The following is a 15,943-nucleotide window of genomic DNA, read 5'->3' as shown; positions in this document are numbered from 1 at the left end:
TCCTCGCGGCCGCTGACACGGGGCTGTCGCGGCGCTGACACGACGGGAGCGGACCCTGACACGGCGGGAGCGGTCCCTGACAGGACAGGAGTGGGCCCTGGCACGACGGTCGGAGCCGCTGACGGAGGGGGACACGCACGCGGGTCGGCCGGGCGGGCGGGATGAATCCGCGGCAGGGTGTGGTTGGTGAGGGCGACAGGGCGGTCGCGTGGTCGTCGTGCCGCCGGCGGACTCCACCGAAAGGCAACCCCACCATGCCCTCGCTGCGCCTCGGTGTCTCCCTCCAGCCTCGCTGGCCGCTCGACGACGGGGCGGCCGTGCTGCGCGCCGCCCGGCGCGCCGAGGAGCTCGGCTTCGACCATGTCGCGGTCGGCAACCGCCTGCTGGACAGTGGCTTCGGCCTCGACACGGACCCGCTCGTCCTGCTGGCGGCCGTCGCGGGGGCGACGACCCGCCTGCGGCTGCTGACGTCCGTGCTCGTCGCGCCGTACTACCCGGCGCTGGTGCTGGCCAACCAGGCCGCGACCCTGGACGTCGTCTCCGGGGGCCGGCTGATCCTCGGCGTCGGCACCGGCTGGAACCCCGACGAGTTCGCCGCGGTGGGCGTGCCCGTCCGGGAGCGCGGGGCGCGCACCGACGACCGTCTCGGCGCCGCCAGGGCCCTGTGGAGCCGCCGCCCGACGGACTTCGACGGGCGCTTCACCACCCTTCGCGAGGCGCGCCTCGGCGTTCCCCCGGTCACCTCGGGCGGTCCGCCCGTGTGGGTCGGCGGGGCCAGCGACGCCGCCCTGCGCCGCACGCTCCGCCACGGCGACGGCTGGTACGGCACGGGCGCCGACGCCGGCGACCTCACCGGCGTACGGCACCGCCTGCGCGAGCTGGCCGACGAGCCGGAGCACGCCGACCGGCTGACGCTCGCCTCGGCCGAGTTCCTCACCCCGCCCGGCGTCCCCGCCGTCACCGAGGCACCGGGACGCCCCCTCGGCGGTGCCACGCCCACCGCGGCGAGCGTCGCCGACGACCTCGCGCGCCTCGCCGGGGCCGGGCTCACCGCCTGCACGCTGTGGCTGCCGATCGCGGCCGAGCACGTCGTGGAGGCGATGGAGTGGATCGCCGCGGAGGTGGTCCCTCAGCTCCCCTGAACCCGGGAGGGGCGCGGGCTCCGCGTCCGCGCCGTCCTCCAGAGGTCTCCAGCTACAGCTCGCACCGTCCCACTCGCCGCCGTCCACGGTGAGCGGCGCAACGGCGGGAACTCGCGGACCCGTTCGGGGAGCCGTCAGCCCGTGGGGAGCCGTCAGCCCCCGGGGAGTCGTCGGGCGCCGGTGAACCGGAGGGGGATCGGCAGTGCGCCCGAGTCCAGTTCGGCGGCCAGGTTCCGCGCCTCCGTCTCCGTGCGGCTGCCGTGCAGGAGCGCCGTACGGCCCGTCGGCTCCCCGGTCATGGCGGGGGCCGAGAGTACGGTGCCGTCGACGACGGTGGCCAGTTCGTCGCGGGGGGCCGGGTGCCGGGCCAGGCGGGCGGCGGCGTCGGCGTAGGCCGTGCCGCCCGCCGCGGTGAAGCGCAGCCGCACCAGCCACAGCGCGCCGGTGGCGGGATCCTGCAGGGACTCGGCCGAGGTGACGTCGTGTCCGGTGAGGACCGCCGGACCCAGCAGGTACTTCTCGGGGGGCTCCCCGAGCGGTCCGTGCGCGGCGCAGACGGCGACGGGCGCGCGCGGGTCCGCGGCGGCGGGCGTGCCGCCGTGCGAGCAGTCCAGCGCCGCGTACCGCGCCCGGAGCGCGGCGGAGACGCCCTCGGCGCCCGTGCCTCCGACGGGGTTGGTGCCCGGGGTCCCCGAGCCCGCCGGGGAGGCGACACCGCGGTCCACCGCCAGCACCGGGCGCAGGGTCAGCGAGCCGGGCGCGCCCAGGGCGCGCAGCCGGTCGGCGGCGTACGGCCCGGTCAGGGTGAGCGCACCGCCCCGCGTCCCGATCCGCGTGCCGGTGAGCCCCGTGCCCTTGGCGCGCTCGCGCAGGACCGCGACGCTGCGGCGCAGGTCCTGGGCGCTCGCGGGGGTCGCCCGTGAGCCGGTGGCGAACGTGACCGCCGACCGCTCGGCCGTCACCCCGGTCGCGCTCGGCGGGGCGCCCGGCCGCCCCGGTGCCGTGGCCGAACAGCCGGTCAGCGCGGCCGAGACGAGGCCGAGGGCGAGGCATCCCCGCCACCATCGGCGAGCGGCGACGGGGAGGACATGAGCGACATGGGCGAGATGAACGCTGTCAACGGGACGCACGCCGTAGAGCGTGCCGAAACGGACCGGCCGGATTCAGCCGAATCGGGGGAATCTCATCAGGACGGGGGACAGCGGGAGTTGGCGGTCCGCGTCGGGACGAGTGACCGACTGTCAGGCCCCGGCGCCGGGTCGCGGCACGACCACCGCCGTCGTCACCAGTCCCCGCCGCACGGCCCAGCGCCCCTCGAACGCGGCGATGCGCCGGCCCGCCACCACCGGCCCGGGGACGAGGAGTTCGGCACGGAAGACGCCGCCGGACGCCGTGTCGGGGTCGCCACGGAAGGCGCTGCCTGACGCTGTGTCAGAGGCGGCACGGAAGGCGTTGTCTGACGCCGTGTCAGGAGCGGTACGAAGGAGCCCGCCCGACGCCGCGTCAGGGTCTTCGCGGAGGTCGATGTCCGCCTCGGTGAAGTCCAGCCAGCGGCCGGTGAGCGGGTACCACGCCTTGTAGACCGACTCCTTGGCGCTGAACAGGATTCTGTCCCAGTGGAGTTCGGGCCGCTCGGCGGCGAGCCGACGCAGCCGTTCCTCCTCGGCCGGCAGCGCGACGAAGGGCGTGACGTCGTCGGGGAGCGTGTCGTGCGGTTCGGCGTCGATGCCGAGGGAGGCGATGTCGGTGGCGCGGACAAGGGCCGCGGCGCAGTAGTCGTCGCTGTGCGTCATGCTGCCGACGAGGCCGGGCGGCCACACCGGGGCACCGCCCGCGCCGGGCAGGACGGGCTGCGGGGCCACGCCGAGCTTCTCCATGGCGTGCCGGGCGCAGGCGCGCACCGCGGCGAACTCGCGGCGCCGCTTGGCCACCGCCCGTGCGACGACCGCCTCCTCCTCCGGGTGGAGCGGGGCGTCGCCGAAGCCGTCGTCACCGTACGTCTCCACGGCCACGACCGAGTCCGGGAGCAGCTCCTCGATCACCGGATCCGACCTCCATCGGCAGTATGCGGCGCGGCCGTCCGGGCGGTTCCGTCCGCGTGCGCCACTCGCGGGGGTAGCCCACCGACACCTCGGCGAAGCGGACGCTGTCGAGCCACGTGGTCCTGGGGATGTGCAGATGACCATAGACCATGGTCGTGACGCGGAAGCGGCGGTGCCAGTCGGCGGTCAGCGCGGTGCCGCACCACATGGCGAACTCGGGGTGCCACAGGACGTCGGTGGGATGCCGGTCCAGCGGGTAGTGGGCAGCGAGCACGGTGGGCAGGTCGCCCGGGAGCGCGGCGAGCCGCCGTTCGGTCGCGGCGACCCGGGCCCGGCACCAGTCCTCCCGGGTGGGGTAGGGGTCGGGGTGCAGCAGGTACTCGTCGTTGCAGACGATCCCGGTGCCGTGGGCGTGGGCGAGGCCCTCTTCCTTGGTGGTGCAGCCGGCGGGCAGGAACGAGTAGTCGTAGAGCAGGAACAGCGGTGCGACGGCGACCGGGCCGCCGGGGCCGTCCCAGACGGGGTAGGGGTCCTCGGGGGTGAGCACGCCGAGTTCGCGGCAGAGGGCGACGAGGTGGTCGTAGCGTTCGGCGCCGCGCAGGGTGACGGGGTCCTTGGGGTGGGTCCACAGGTCGTGGTTGCCGGGGGCCCACAGGACCGTGCGGAAGCGGCCGGCCAGGGTGGCGAGTGCCCAGCGGATGTCGGCGACGGTTTCGGCGACGTCACCGGCGACGATCAGCCAGTCGTCGGGCGAGCCGGGGTGCAGGGCCTCGACCAGGGCGCGGTTCTCGGCGTATCCGATGTGCAGGTCGCTGATGGCCAGCAGCTGTCCGGCGCTGTGGGCCCGTCGACTCCACCCCTGGCCCCCTCCGCGTGCCCCCGCCGCGTGCCGTGTACGACCACGAGATCACATGCGGCCCGGGCGGGACAAGGGTTCCTGCGGTCAGGGGCGCATCGACCTTCTCACCGCGCACTCACGCGCGCCCCCGCGCACGCCTGCCACCCTCCCGTCACCATGATCGGCGAATCCGTAACACGGGCGTTGCATTCTCGGCCGCTTGAAAGCCGTATGATCGCCCCACCACCACCGCCACGAACTTCCCTTCGCGTAGGGCGGTTTGGTGTTCCTCCAACGACCCCATCCCGGGCACGGGCCGCTCCGCCCTGCCCGAAAACCCCCGAAAGGCGGCCTGCATGCTCTCTCGCGTACGCGTCTGGCTCAACCGCACGTACGCGGAGAACGTGTTCTTCATGGATCAGCTGCGGAGAAATCCCAGCGATCGGGCCGTCGAGATCCACGCCACCCACGGCGACGCCGACTCCCCCGTGCTCGCCGCCGCCGACACCGCCGATCTGGAGCCCGAGGGCCTGTCCCCGGCCGCGTACGTGGAGTACGCGCTGGACCAGTGCGCCCGCCGCGGCATCGACGTGTTCGTGCCCCGGCTGCACCAGTCGGCGATCGTGGCGCACCGCGCCGAGTTCGAGGCGGTCGGTACGGCGCTGCTCGCGCCCACCCCGGAGGCGGCCGCGGTCTTCGAGGACAAGATCGTCGCCTACGAGGCGGTGTCCGCGATCGGCGTGCCGGTGCCGCCGTGGTGGCGGGTGCGCTCGGCGGACGAGCTGGTCACGGCCGTGGAGACGCTGGAGGCCGGTGGCCACAAGGCGTGCTTCAAGCCCGCGTCCGGCGCGGGCGGGGTGGGCTTCCGCGTGATCACCCGCACCCCCTTCTCCCTGATGAACCTGGAGGGCTTCCCGAGCCCGTACGTCCAGCTGGAGATGGTGGTCGGCGCGCTGGAGCGGGCCGAGGCGCCGGTCGACTGGCTGGTGATGCCGCGCCTGGAGCAGCCGGAGGTCTCCGTCGACTGCCTGACCGGCACCGACAACCGCATCCGGCTGGCCGTGGGCCGCACCAAGAACGGCCGCCGCCGCGGCTTCACCCTGCACGAGCAGTGGCTGGAGCCGGCCCGCCGGATCGCCGAGGGCTTCGGCCTGCACTACCTGTCCAACATCCAGTTCCGGATGTACGGCGACCAGCCGGTGCTGCTCGACGTCAACTCCCGGCCGGCCGGCGGCCTGCACCAGCTGTCCCTGTGCGGTGTCAACGCCCCTTGGGCGGCTGTGCAGTTGGCGCTCGGCGAAGACCCGGGGGAGATCGCGCCGCCGTTCCTGGGCCAGGACTACACGGTGGTGTCCGGGCCGCGCCAGCTGCGCCCGGTGACCATTCCGCAGCAGCGCGCGGACGAGCCCGAGCCGCTGCCGGCCGTGGCCGCGCCGCCCGCGATCCCCGCGGACACCCTCGGCACCGCCCCCGCCCCGGCCGACCCGGTCAGGGCTGCGATGCCCGGGGCGGCCGCCGCCGACAGCAAGGCGGCCGCACCGGCGTAAACGGTTCGAACCGTCCCCAACTCCCCACCGGTCTGGACCAATCATGGGTCAGTCTCTTGACACCGTGATTGGTCCATACCAACTTGGTTGCGCATCACGGCACACACCCCGCACTCCCCTGTGCCCTCCCGAACACCCCCATTCCTTCAGGGAGATCGCGTGCGCAACACACTCATGCGTTCCAGACGCCGACTGCTCGCCCTGCTCGGCTCCGCGGCCCTCGCCCTCGCCGGGGCCATCGCCCTTCCCGGCACGGCCCAAGCGGCCAACGTCCTGACCAACCCCGGCTTCGAGTCGGGCAGCCTCTCCCCCTGGAGCTGCACCGGCAACCTGGGCTCGGTCGTCTCCTCCCCCGTGCACGGCGGCTCCAAGGCCCTTCAGGGCGCGGTGAGTTCGAGCGACAACGCGCAGTGCAGCCAGACCGTCTCGGTCCAGCCCAACACCGCCTACACGCTGAGCGGCTGGGTCCGCGGCTCCTACGTCTACCTCGGCGTGGACGGCGGCGCCTCCACCTGGACCACCTCCCCCTCGGCGTACAGCCAGCTGTCGGTGTCGTTCACCACCGGCGCCTCGCAGACCAGCGCCAAGATCTACGTCCACGGCTGGTACGCCCAGGGCACCTACTACGCCGACGACATCAACCTGGACGGCCCCGGCGGCGGGGGCGGCAGCACCGACACCCAGGCGCCGTCCGCGCCCACCAACCTGACCTCGACCGCCAAGACCTCCTCCAGCGTCTCGCTGTCGTGGTCCGCCTCCTCCGACAACGTGGGCGTCACGGCGTACGACATCTACAGCGGCTCCAACAACGTGCTGAGCGTCTCCGGTACGACGGCGACGGTCAGCGGGCTGTCGGCGAGCACCGCCTACACCTTCACCGTGAAGGCCCGCGACGCCGCCGGGAACGTCTCCGGCGCCTCCAACTCCGTGAGCGTCACGACCAGTGCGGGCAGCGGCGGCGGCGACACCTCCTTCAAGCAGGCCGCGCCGTACCTCTACGAGGGCTGGGGCGATCCGCCGAACCCGACCACGGTCATGAACGCGACCGGCGTCAAGTGGTTCACGATGGCGTTCGTGCTCGACTCCGGCGGCTGCACCCCCGCCTGGGACGGCAGCCGCGCGCTGACCGGCGGGGCGGACCAGACCGCCATCAACCAGATCCGTTCCGCCGGCGGTGACGTCGTCCCGTCCTTCGGCGGCTGGCAGGGCAGCAAGCTCGGCGCCAACTGCTCCTCGGCGAGCGCGCTGGCCGGTGCGATCCAGAAGGTGATCGACGCCTACGGCCTCAAGGCCGTCGACATGGACATCGAGAACACGGACGAGTTCGAGAACGAGGCCGTGCAGGCGAAGATCCTCACCGCGCTGAAGACGGTCAAGGCCAACAACCCCGGCCTGCGGACCATCGTCACCTTCGGCACCTCGACGACCGGCCCGACCTACTACGGCAACCGGCTCATCGAGCAGGCCCAGTCGCTCGGCGCCAACATCGACGTCTTCACCATCATGCCGTTCGACTTCGGCGGCGGCTCCGACATGTACGGCAACACCGTGAACGCGGCCGAGGGCCTGAAGGCCAAGCTGAAGTCGACCTTCGGCTGGGACGACGCGACCGCCTACGCCCACATCGGCATCTCGGGCATGAACGGCCTGTCCGACCAGCAGGAGAACACCACTCCGGCGATCTGGACCCAGATCAAGGACTGGGCCAACTCCCACCACATCGCGCGGCTCGCGTACTGGGCCGTCAACCGCGACCGCCCGTGCGCCGGCGGCGGCGTGGTGAGCAACTGCTCCGGAATCGACCAGAGCACCTGGCAGTTCACGTCCATCACGGCGGGCTTCACCGGCTGACCGGACCTCGGCCCGGCCCACCGGCCGGCTGATCCGCCGGCCCGCACCACCCGAAGGCGTCCCCCCGGTTCCTGGGCCGGGGGGACTTCGTCGTCCGACTCCCCGCAAAATTTCGGGATTTCTTCGCACGAGGGTGTATCAGGGCCCGGGCCGGGCGCTCTTGATGACAGAACAGAACGACGGGGGATCGGAAACCCGGGGGAAGCGCGGGGGACCGACGGGGGAAGCACCACCTGGGGGAAGCACGGGTCCCACGGGGGAACGAGGGACCCACCACGGGGGTACGGGGGATCGGGTCGGCCGGCCGCGGTCACGGGGAGCGACCGGCCGACCCGAACGACGTCCTCGGGACGCGCCGCGGCCCGTGTCATGTCATCCCCGTCCGGCCCGGCGCAGCCGCAACGTCAGGATCTGGAACGGCCGCAGCGCGACCGGCACTTCGTCCTCGCCGTCGAGCGGCGCGTCCGTCAGACGCCGCTCCAGCAGATCGGTGACCTCGGCGCCCGCGAGCGGGAACCCGGTGCGCAGCACGCCGCTCGCCCGGCCGCCCCTCGACTCGTAGAGCCGTACGACGACATCGCCCGAGCGGTCGTCGGCGAGCTTGACCGCCTCGACGGTCACGCCCTCGCCCGCGACGGAGACCACCGGGCGCGGGGCGCCCGCCGAACCGGCCACGCGCAGAGGCAGGTTGAGGGCGTAGCCCGCGGCCACCGCGTCCTCGATGCGCGCCCCGGGCAGCAGCGCGTACGTGAAGCGGTGGCGGCCCTGGTCGGCCTCCGGGTCGGGGACGCGCGGGGCGCGCACCAGGCTGAGCCGGACCGTGGTCGTCGTGCCTCCGTCGTCGCGGACCGTGCGGGTCACGTCGTGGCCGTAGGTCGAGTCGTTGACGACCGCCACGCCGTACCCGGGTTCGCCGACGTGCACCCAGCGGTGGCCGGAGACCTCGAAACGGGCCGCCTCCCAGCTGGTGTTGGTGTGGGTGGGCCGCTGGACGTGGCCGAACTGGATCTCCGCCGAGGAATGCGCGGCGCGCACGTCCACCGGGAAGGCCGCCTTGAGGATCTTCTCCGTCTCGTGCCAGTCGATCTCGGTCTCGAAGTCGACGCGGGGGCTGCCCGCCCGCAGGGTGATCGTCTGCGTGATCCGTGACCCCTTGCCGAAGCTCCGCGCCACGCGGATCGCGCCGAGCAGCGGGTGGTCCTCGACGACCGTCACCGCGTCCGTCTCCAGCAGGTCGGTGTACCGGCTCAGGTAGTGCTTGTCGATGTCCCAGGCGTCCCAGTGGTTGGGCAGGTCGGTGTGGAGCCGCAGCAGGTTGCCCGCGCCGGCGAGGACCTCACGGTCGGCGCGCAGGTCGCGGACGGAGGCCAGGGTGCCGTCCGGGGCCACCTCGACGCGCACGAGGCCGTTGTCGAGGACGCGCCCGGCGACGGTCACGGACCGCGGGGGCGCGCCGTCCTGCGCCAGGGGCGCGCTGCCACCCGCCGGTACCGCCACGTGGACCGGGGCGCCCTCGGGGGTGCGGATCACCTCGGCGCGGTCGTACGGGCCCGCGTTGAACACCTGCGGGCCGCCCGCGCCCAGCGCGGCGACGGACTCGGCCGTCAGCGCCTCCAGTTCGCGTGCGATGCGGGCGTAGGCGGCCTCGGCCTCGCGGTGCACCCAGGCGATCGAGGAGCCCGGCAGGATGTCGTGGAACTGGTGCAGCAGCACTTCCTTCCACAACCGGTCGAGGGCGTCGTACGGATACGCGTGACCGGGCGCGTGGATCGCCGCCGTGGCCGCCCACAGCTCAGCCTCGCGCAGCAGGTGTTCGCTGCGGCGGTTGCCCTGCTTGGTGCGGGCCTGGGTGGTGTAGGTGGCGCGGTGCAGCTCCAGATAGAGCTCGCCCGCCCACACCGGCGCGTCCGGGTACTCGGCCAGGGCCTTGGCGAAGAACGCGTCGGGGTGCTCGATCTCGACCTTCGCCGAGCCCTCCAGGTCCCCCAGCCGGCGGGCCCGTTCGAGGATCTCGCGGGTGGGTCCGCCGCCGCCGTCGCCCCAGCCGAAGGGGGCGAGGGACCGGGTCGCGCCGCCCTTTTCCGCGTAGTTGCGCACCGCGCGCGCCAACTCCTCGCCGGAGAAGGAGGCGTTGTAGGTGTCGATGGGCGGGAAGTGCGTGAAGATGCGGGTGCCGTCGATGCCCTCCCACCAGAAGGTGTGGTGCGGGAACCTGTTGGTCTGGTTCCAGGAGATCTTCTGGGTGAGGAACCACTCGTTGCCCGCGAGCCGGGCGAGCTGCGGATAGGCCGCGGTGTAGCCGAAGGAGTCCGGCAGCCACACGCCCTTGGTCTCGATGCCGAAGTGCTCCATGAAGAACCGCTTGCCGTGCACGAGCTGGCGGGCCAGCGCCTCGCCGCCGGGCAGATTGCCGTCCGCCTCCACCCACATGCCGCCGACCGGCGCCCACTGGCCCTTCTTCACCGCCTCCTTGATGCGGGCCCACACCTGCGGATGCCCCTCGCGCACCCACGCGTACTGCTGGGCCTGCGAGCAGGCGAAGACCAGTTCCTCGTACTCGTCGGCGAGCGACGTCACGTTGGAGAAGGTGCGGGCGGTCTTGCGCCGGGTCTCCCGCATCGGCCACAGCCACGCGGTGTCGATGTGGGCGTGCCCGACCCCGGACAGGACATGGGCGCTGGCGTGCGCGGGCCGGGCGAGCACCGGGCGCAGCGCCTCGCGCGCCGCGGCCGCGGAGCCGGACACGTCGTCGAGGTCCAGCAGGTCCATGGCGCGGTCCAGGGCGTGCAGGATCTCGTGCCGGCGGGGCTCGTGCCCGCCGAGCTGCGCCATGAGTTCGCGCAGCACCTGGAGGTCGAGGTCGAGATGCCAGACGTCCTCGTCGAGCACGGCGAGGTCGGCGCGCCGGAACACGTACAGGGGCGCGTCCCCGGCCGTCAGGACGTCGCCGAGCGGGGTCGGGTGCGCGAAGCCGTCGGCGAGGATGTCGGGGTTGGAGGCCGCCTCCAGCAGGAGGTCGACGCGCTCCCCGCCGGCCGCGGGGCGGGCGATCGGCACGTACTGGTTCAGCGGGTTGACGGCCTTCAGCGGAGTGCCGTCGAGGCGGTGGACCAGGGCCTCGGCCTGGTTGCCGGGCCAGGCGGACACGAACCCGAGGTCGAAGACGGCCTCCACGCGGCGGCCCGCCCAGTTCTCCGGCACGGTGCCGGACGTCCGGAACCAGGTCGTCCCCCAGGGCGGGCCCCAGGGGGTGTCGACCGCGAAGGGGGCGTACGGCGCTGCCGCGGCCTCCTCGAAGGGCACGGGCTCCCCCGGCGCCTGCCACGCGGACACCTCCAGCGGGACGGTGACGGCGTGGACGGCGGGCTTGACTCGCTGGCTGTGCAGGCGCTCGACGCGCTGTTCGATCCGGCGGCTCTCGTCGTGCATCAGGGTCTCCCGTGGGCCGGTGGGACGGTGAACGGGGCTGGCTCGTGGACAGTGGGTGGCCGAGGGGCCGTCTACCGGAGGTACGCAAGCCCAGGGTGGACCTCGGTGTAGCCCTCGACGAGACGCCGGGCGACGGTCACGGAGTCGACGAGCGGGTGCAGCGCGAACGCCTTGACGGCCGTCGCCCGGGACCCGGACTCCGCCGCGGCGAGCACCTCCCGCTCGACCGCCTTCACCGCGCAGACCAGGCCGGTGGCGTGGCCGGGCAGCGGGTCGACGGCGAACGGGTGCGCGCCGCTCGCGCCGACCAGGCAGGGCACCTCGATCACCGCGTCCGCGTCCAGCGCCGAAAGGGTGTGCCGGTTGCGGACGTTGAGGATCAGCGTGGCGCGCTCGTCGCGCGCGATGGCCCGCATGAGGGCGAGCGCGACCTTCTCGTAGCCACCGGAGAGATCGTCGGCCTCGCGTTCGCCCGCGCCCGCGCTCTCCCGGTTCTCCGCCATGTACGTCGCCTCGCGCTCGGCGCGGGTGCGGTCCCAGGCGTCCAGCGCGGAGGCGCCGGGCCGCAGGGCCTCGGCGTAGAAGCCGGCCTGCTGGTCGCGGAGGAAGGCGCCGCGGGTCTGCTTCGCCTCCTGGTAGGCGCGGACGGTCTCGCGGTTGAAGTAGTAGTAGTGCAGGTACTCGTTGGGGATCGCGCCGAGCGCACGCAGCCAGTCCGCCCCGAACAGCCTGCCCTCCTCGAAGGAGCCGAGCAGGTCCGAGTCCGCGAGCAGGCGCGGGAGTTCGTCCCGTCCGTCGACGCGCAGGGCGCGCACCCAGCCGAGGTGGTTGAGGCCGACGTAGTCGATCCACGCCTGCCGCGGGTCCGCGCCGAGCACGCGCGCGACGCGGCGGCCGAGGCCGACCGGGGAGTCGCAGATGCCGATGACACGGTCGCCGAGATGGCGGGACATGGCCTCGGTCACCAGGCCGGCGGGGTTGGTGAAGTTGATGACCCACGCGTCCGGGGCGAGCCGGGCCACGCGGCGCGCGATGTCGACGGCGACCGGCACCGTGCGCAGGCCGTAGGCGATGCCGCCCGCGCCGACCGTCTCCTGGCCGAGGACGCCCTGCGCGAGGGCGACCCGCTCGTCCTCGGCGCGGCCCGCGAGCCCGCCGACACGGATCGCGGAGAACACGAAGTCGCTGCCGCGCAGGGCCTCGTCGAGATCGGTGGTGGCGGTGACCTCGGGGGCGTCGGCGACGTCCGCGGCCTGTTCGGCGAGGACCCGGGTCACCGCGGCGAGCCGGTCCGCGTCGAGGTCGTGCAGCACGACGCGGGTGACGCGGCCCTCGCCGCGGTCCGCGAGCAGCGCCCCGTACACCAGCGGTACGCGGAATCCGCCGCCGCCCAGAATCGTCAGCTTCACGCCTGCACCTTCCTGCCACGCTCACATCGGCCCGGCCCCCGGCGGCACCGCACCGACGGAGGCGTCGACCACCAGCATGTCCACCCCACCACACGGACGGACCCACGCCATGCCCGGAGGGGGCGGGATCTTGTGTGTGTGGGGGGGTGGGTGGGCGCCGACGCCCCATGCGCCCCGGCGGGTGCCCTCCCGGTAACCTCCCGGCGGCCGTCGAGCCGACGTCGGTCCTTCAGGGCGGGTTCATCCCGGTGTTCCGGTGGCAGGGCATCGTCCGGTATGTGATCGACCGCAGACCTGCCCCGCGCCCGCACGCCGGGCCGCACGAGCGCGGGACCGCCGCGCCGGTGTGGATCAAGTGCCACCGGCACGAGGGCGTGGTCGTGGGCAACCACCGGCGACTGCCCGGCCTCGGCGGGCTGGCCGGCGAGTGGCGGCTCGCCCTCGCCGACGGGCGAACCCTGACCGGGCCGGCCCGGCTGCCCGATCTGCGGCCCGGCGAGACGGCCGCGGTGCCGCTGCCGTTCGCGGTGCCCGCGGAGGGCGGCGAGGCGTGGCTGACGCTCTGGGTGACGCTCGCCGAGGCCCGGCCGTGGGCGCCGCGCGGAACCGTGGTGTGCGCACCGCGGACACGCCTGCGCGGGCCGGCCGGGAGCCGCCCGTCCCCGGGCGTCGGTCCGGTGAAACCGGTCGGCGTCGACGTCGACGCCGTCGGGCCGGTCGTGCGGAGCGGGGTCCCGGTAGCCGGTGGTGAGGTTGCGGGGAGGCTGGTCCGCTGCTGACCCACGCCCCGGGGGAGGCTGGTCCGCTGCTGACCCACGCCCCGGGGGAGGACGGTCCGCCGCTGACCCACGCCCCCGGGGCCGTTCCGACGCAGGGGCCGGACCAGGGGCGATGAGGATCAGCCCGCGGGATGGTCGTCGTGGGGCAGGTGCGTCATGCTGGAATCGCTTCGACGCCCGCCGCCCTACGCACGGGGCCGAGACCGAGGAGCCCGCCATCACCGGCCAGCACACGCCCCATCCGACCCCGATCGACGCGGACGAGCCGTGGATGCGCACGCTGTACGCCGACACCGGCTATCTGCTCTACCGACTGGGCCTGCGCTCGGGCCAGTTGTTCAACGCGTTCCTCCAGGACTCGGGTCTACGGCTGCGCCACTACGCGGTGCTGCGCTTCCTGGAGAGCGGCGAGGGCGCCCTCCAGCGGGAGTTGAGCGCCCGCCTCGGCTACGACCCGAGCGCGATCGTGGGCCTCGTCGACGACCTGGAGAAGCGGGGTCTCGCCGAGCGCCGGGTCGCCTTCGCCGACCGCCGCAGGCGCATCGTCGTGCTCACCGGGGACGGCCACGCGTTCCTGCGCGAGCACGACACGGCCGGCCCGCGGGTGACCGACGAACTCCTTGCCCCGCTCGACCCCGTCGAACGCCGCATCCTGCACCGGCTGTTGCTGCGCGTGGCCGACCGGCCATGAGCGACCGATCCGCACCCGAGCGGCTGCTGTCGGTGCTCGCCGCGTTCGACCACGCCCACCCGGCGCTCTCCCTGACCGACATAAGCCGCCGGGCCGGGCTCACCCTGTCCACCGCGCACCGCCTGGTGGCCGCGCTGACCTCGTGGGGCGCGCTGGAGCGGGACGCCGACGGCGTGTACCACGTGGGGCTCAGGCTGTGGGAGGTCGCGGCCCTCGCGCCGCGCGGCCTGGCGCTGCGGCAGGTGGCGCTGCCGTATCTGGAGGACCTCTACGAGGCCACGCACGAGAACGTGCAACTGGCGGTGCGGGACGGCACGGAGGTCGTCTACATCGAGTGGATCGCGGGACGCTCCTCGGTCGGCGTGCACATCCGGGTGGGCGCGCGCTGGCCCCTGCACGCCACGGGCGTCGGCCTGGTGCTGCTCGCGCACGGCGACCACGCGCTGCAGGAGGCCTACCGGGAACGGCCGTTGGAGGCGTTCACCCCGCACACGATCACCGATCCGGTACGGCTGCGCCGGACCCTGGCCGAAGTCCGGCGCACCGGAACGGCAGTGAGCAGCCGTCAGGTGACGGAGGACGCCCTGTCGGTGGCCGCCCCGGTGCGCGGAGCCGACGGAACGGTGGTCGCCGCCGTGTCGGTCGTGGTGCCCGAGGCGGACGCGCGGACCCCGGCCCTGATACCGGCCGTACGGCTCGCGGCGCGCGGCATCTCGCGGGGGCTCGGGTGGCAGCCGGGGGCACGGGTCCTCCAGTGACCGGCGCGCGGGCGGCACTTCGGCCCGGGCCCACGGAATCCCCCGCACCGGCGAGGCCCCGGCGGCGGCCGGCTCGCGATACTGGGACGGCCCCGGCCCGAGGAGCCGCCCATGCCCGCCCATCCGTGGATCGCGCCCGCCGTGGCCCGGCTGCGCACGGCGAACCCGTACGCCGTGGACACCGCGCTGTCCGCCCTGGTGCTGTTCGCGGTCTCCCTGCAGTGGCTGTTCCGCGACGAGGGCGACGACCCGCTCTCCTGGCAGGGCTGGCTGCTGGGCGCCGCCACCGCGGTACCGCTGGTCTGGCGGCGGCGGGCGCCGTTCACCGCCGCGCTGGCCGTCTCGGCCGCGACGCCCGCGATGGCCGTCTACCACGCGCCGCCGCCCGACGTGATGTACGGCGGCCTGGTCGTCCTCTACACGCTGGCCGCGCTGACCCCGCCCTGGCAGCGGCGGCTGATGCTGGTGTGCTGGCTGGTCGGGGTCACCGTGACGATGCAGCGCAAGGAGCACGCGCTGCCCTTCGAGTACGCCTTCCACCTCATGAGCCTGCTGTGCGCGTACGGCCTCGGGACGCTCGCCCGCGTCCAGCGCGCCTACACCGGCGCCCTGGAGGACCGTGCGCTGCGCCTTGAACGGGAGCGGGCCGCGGACACCGCGCGGGCCATCGCGCAGGAACGCGCCCAGATCGCCCGGGACATGCACGACGTGCTCGCGCACGCGGTCAGCCTGATGGTGGTGCAGGCGGAGGCCGGCCCGGTCGTGGTGCGCGGCGATCCGGCGCGCGCGGAGGCCGCGTTCGACGCGATCGCGACGGCGGGCCGCGACGCGATGGGCCAACTGCGCCGCATCCTCGGGGTGCTGAAGGAGCCGACGGTGCCCGGCGCGGTACGGGTGCCGCAGTCCGGGGTCGCCGCGCTGCCCGAACTGCTGCGGCAGGCCGGGCGGTCGGCCGGGCTGCGGGTGGAGCTGCTGACGACGGGTACGCCGCGGCCGCTGCCACCGGACACCGATGTCGCCGCGTACCGGGTGGTGCAGGAGGCCCTGACCAACACGGTGAGACACGCGCACGCCGCCTCGGTTACGGTCGAACTCGACTGGTCGGACGACGAATTGGCGCTGACGGTGACGGACGACGGACAGGGCGGCGGGACCGCCGCGGCCGAGGAGACCGGCCCCGGCGCGGGCCTCCGCGCGGACGCCCCCGCGGACGTCCGCGGGGGCGGACACGGGCTGATCGGGATCCGCGAGCGCGCGGCGGCCTGCGGCGGCCGCGCGGCGACCGGCCCGGGACCGGACGGCGGCTTCCGGGTCGCCGTACGTCTGCCGGTGGACGGGAGCCGAGTCGCCGTACGTCTGCCGGTGGACGGGGGCCGGGACGCCGTAGGGCTGCCGGTGGACGGGGGCCGGGAGGGCGGCGGGCCGGGGCGGACGGGCGGGGGGCCGCCGGTGGGCGG

12 protein-coding genes are annotated in these 15,943 nt (G+C 74.2%); 7 read left to right on the top strand and 5 right to left on the bottom strand.

All coding sequences use genetic code 11. The features are described 5' to 3' along the window. Positions 1 to 254 precede the first annotated feature (254 nt). Entirely contained in the window at positions 255 to 1,142 is an 888-nt protein-coding gene (locus tag WN71_RS28685) for a TIGR03619 family F420-dependent LLM class oxidoreductase (RefSeq protein WP_107469790.1), read from the top strand. Between the two features lie 152 nt (positions 1,143 to 1,294). Here WN71_RS28685 and WN71_RS28680 read toward each other — a convergent pair whose 3' ends face one another. From WN71_RS28680 to WN71_RS28670, 3 genes are all read right to left on the bottom strand, one after another. Next, a complete protein-coding gene (locus tag WN71_RS28680; RefSeq protein ID WP_143074886.1) occupies positions 1,295 to 2,272 on the bottom strand; it encodes a SecDF P1 head subdomain-containing protein in 978 nt (325 codons plus the stop codon). Between the two features lie 111 nt (positions 2,273 to 2,383). Continuing rightward, the gene (locus WN71_RS28675) at positions 2,384 to 3,184 is read right to left on the bottom strand and encodes a 4'-phosphopantetheinyl transferase family protein (protein ID WP_046589552.1); all 801 of its coding nucleotides are present in this window, start codon (positions 3,182 to 3,184) and stop codon (positions 2,384 to 2,386) included. Continuing rightward, complete coding sequence (locus tag WN71_RS28670) at positions 3,132 to 4,010, bottom strand: metallophosphoesterase family protein (RefSeq protein ID WP_046589550.1); 879 nt, start codon at positions 4,008 to 4,010, stop codon at positions 3,132 to 3,134. Before WN71_RS28670 ends, WN71_RS28675 begins: the two co-directional genes overlap by 53 nt. 368 nt (positions 4,011 to 4,378) lie before the next feature. On the opposite strand from WN71_RS28670, the gene WN71_RS28665 reads away from it, so the two are divergent. Further along, on the top strand, positions 4,379 to 5,569 hold the full coding sequence (locus WN71_RS28665; RefSeq protein ID WP_046589548.1) for an ATP-grasp domain-containing protein: 1,191 nt from the start codon (positions 4,379 to 4,381) through the stop codon (positions 5,567 to 5,569). 174 nt (positions 5,570 to 5,743) lie between these two features. After that, on the top strand, positions 5,744 to 7,420 hold the full coding sequence (locus WN71_RS28660) for a carbohydrate binding domain-containing protein (RefSeq protein WP_420856539.1): 1,677 nt from the start codon (positions 5,744 to 5,746) through the stop codon (positions 7,418 to 7,420). Between the two features lie 372 nt (positions 7,421 to 7,792). On the opposite strand, the gene WN71_RS28655 is transcribed toward WN71_RS28660, so the two are convergent. Further along, positions 7,793 to 10,849 carry an alpha-mannosidase gene (locus WN71_RS28655; RefSeq protein WP_046589545.1) on the bottom strand — a complete coding sequence of 1,019 codons (3,057 nt, stop codon included), beginning with the start codon at positions 10,847 to 10,849 and terminating at the stop codon, positions 7,793 to 7,795. Between the two features lie 71 nt (positions 10,850 to 10,920). Continuing rightward, complete coding sequence (locus tag WN71_RS28650; RefSeq protein ID WP_046589543.1) at positions 10,921 to 12,258, bottom strand: 6-phospho-beta-glucosidase; 1,338 nt, start codon at positions 12,256 to 12,258, stop codon at positions 10,921 to 10,923. A gap of 278 nt (positions 12,259 to 12,536) precedes the next feature. Here WN71_RS28650 and WN71_RS28645 point away from each other — a divergent pair, with 278 nt between their 5' ends. From WN71_RS28645 to WN71_RS28630, 4 genes are all read left to right on the top strand, one after another. Then, on the top strand, positions 12,537 to 13,037 hold the full coding sequence (locus tag WN71_RS28645) for a DUF4981 domain-containing protein (protein ID WP_338058706.1): 501 nt from the start codon (positions 12,537 to 12,539) through the stop codon (positions 13,035 to 13,037). A 271-nt stretch (positions 13,038 to 13,308) separates the two neighbouring features. Further along, positions 13,309 to 13,728, top strand: a complete 420-nt coding sequence (locus tag WN71_RS28640) for a MarR family winged helix-turn-helix transcriptional regulator (RefSeq protein WP_046589540.1) — start codon at positions 13,309 to 13,311, stop codon at positions 13,726 to 13,728. Beyond that, complete coding sequence (locus WN71_RS28635; RefSeq protein WP_046589538.1) at positions 13,725 to 14,486, top strand: IclR family transcriptional regulator; 762 nt, start codon at positions 13,725 to 13,727, stop codon at positions 14,484 to 14,486. Before WN71_RS28640 ends, WN71_RS28635 begins: the two co-directional genes overlap by 4 nt. 111 nt (positions 14,487 to 14,597) lie before the next feature. Continuing rightward, the coding region (locus tag WN71_RS28630; RefSeq protein WP_107469788.1) for a sensor histidine kinase at positions 14,598 to 15,943 on the top strand (1,346 nt) is incomplete at its 3' end.

It is taken from the genome of Streptomyces mangrovisoli (assembly GCF_000974985.2).
Taxonomy (GTDB): domain Bacteria; phylum Actinomycetota; class Actinomycetes; order Streptomycetales; family Streptomycetaceae; genus Streptomyces; species Streptomyces mangrovisoli.
This window is presented reverse-complemented; position numbering and strand designations above follow the sequence as displayed.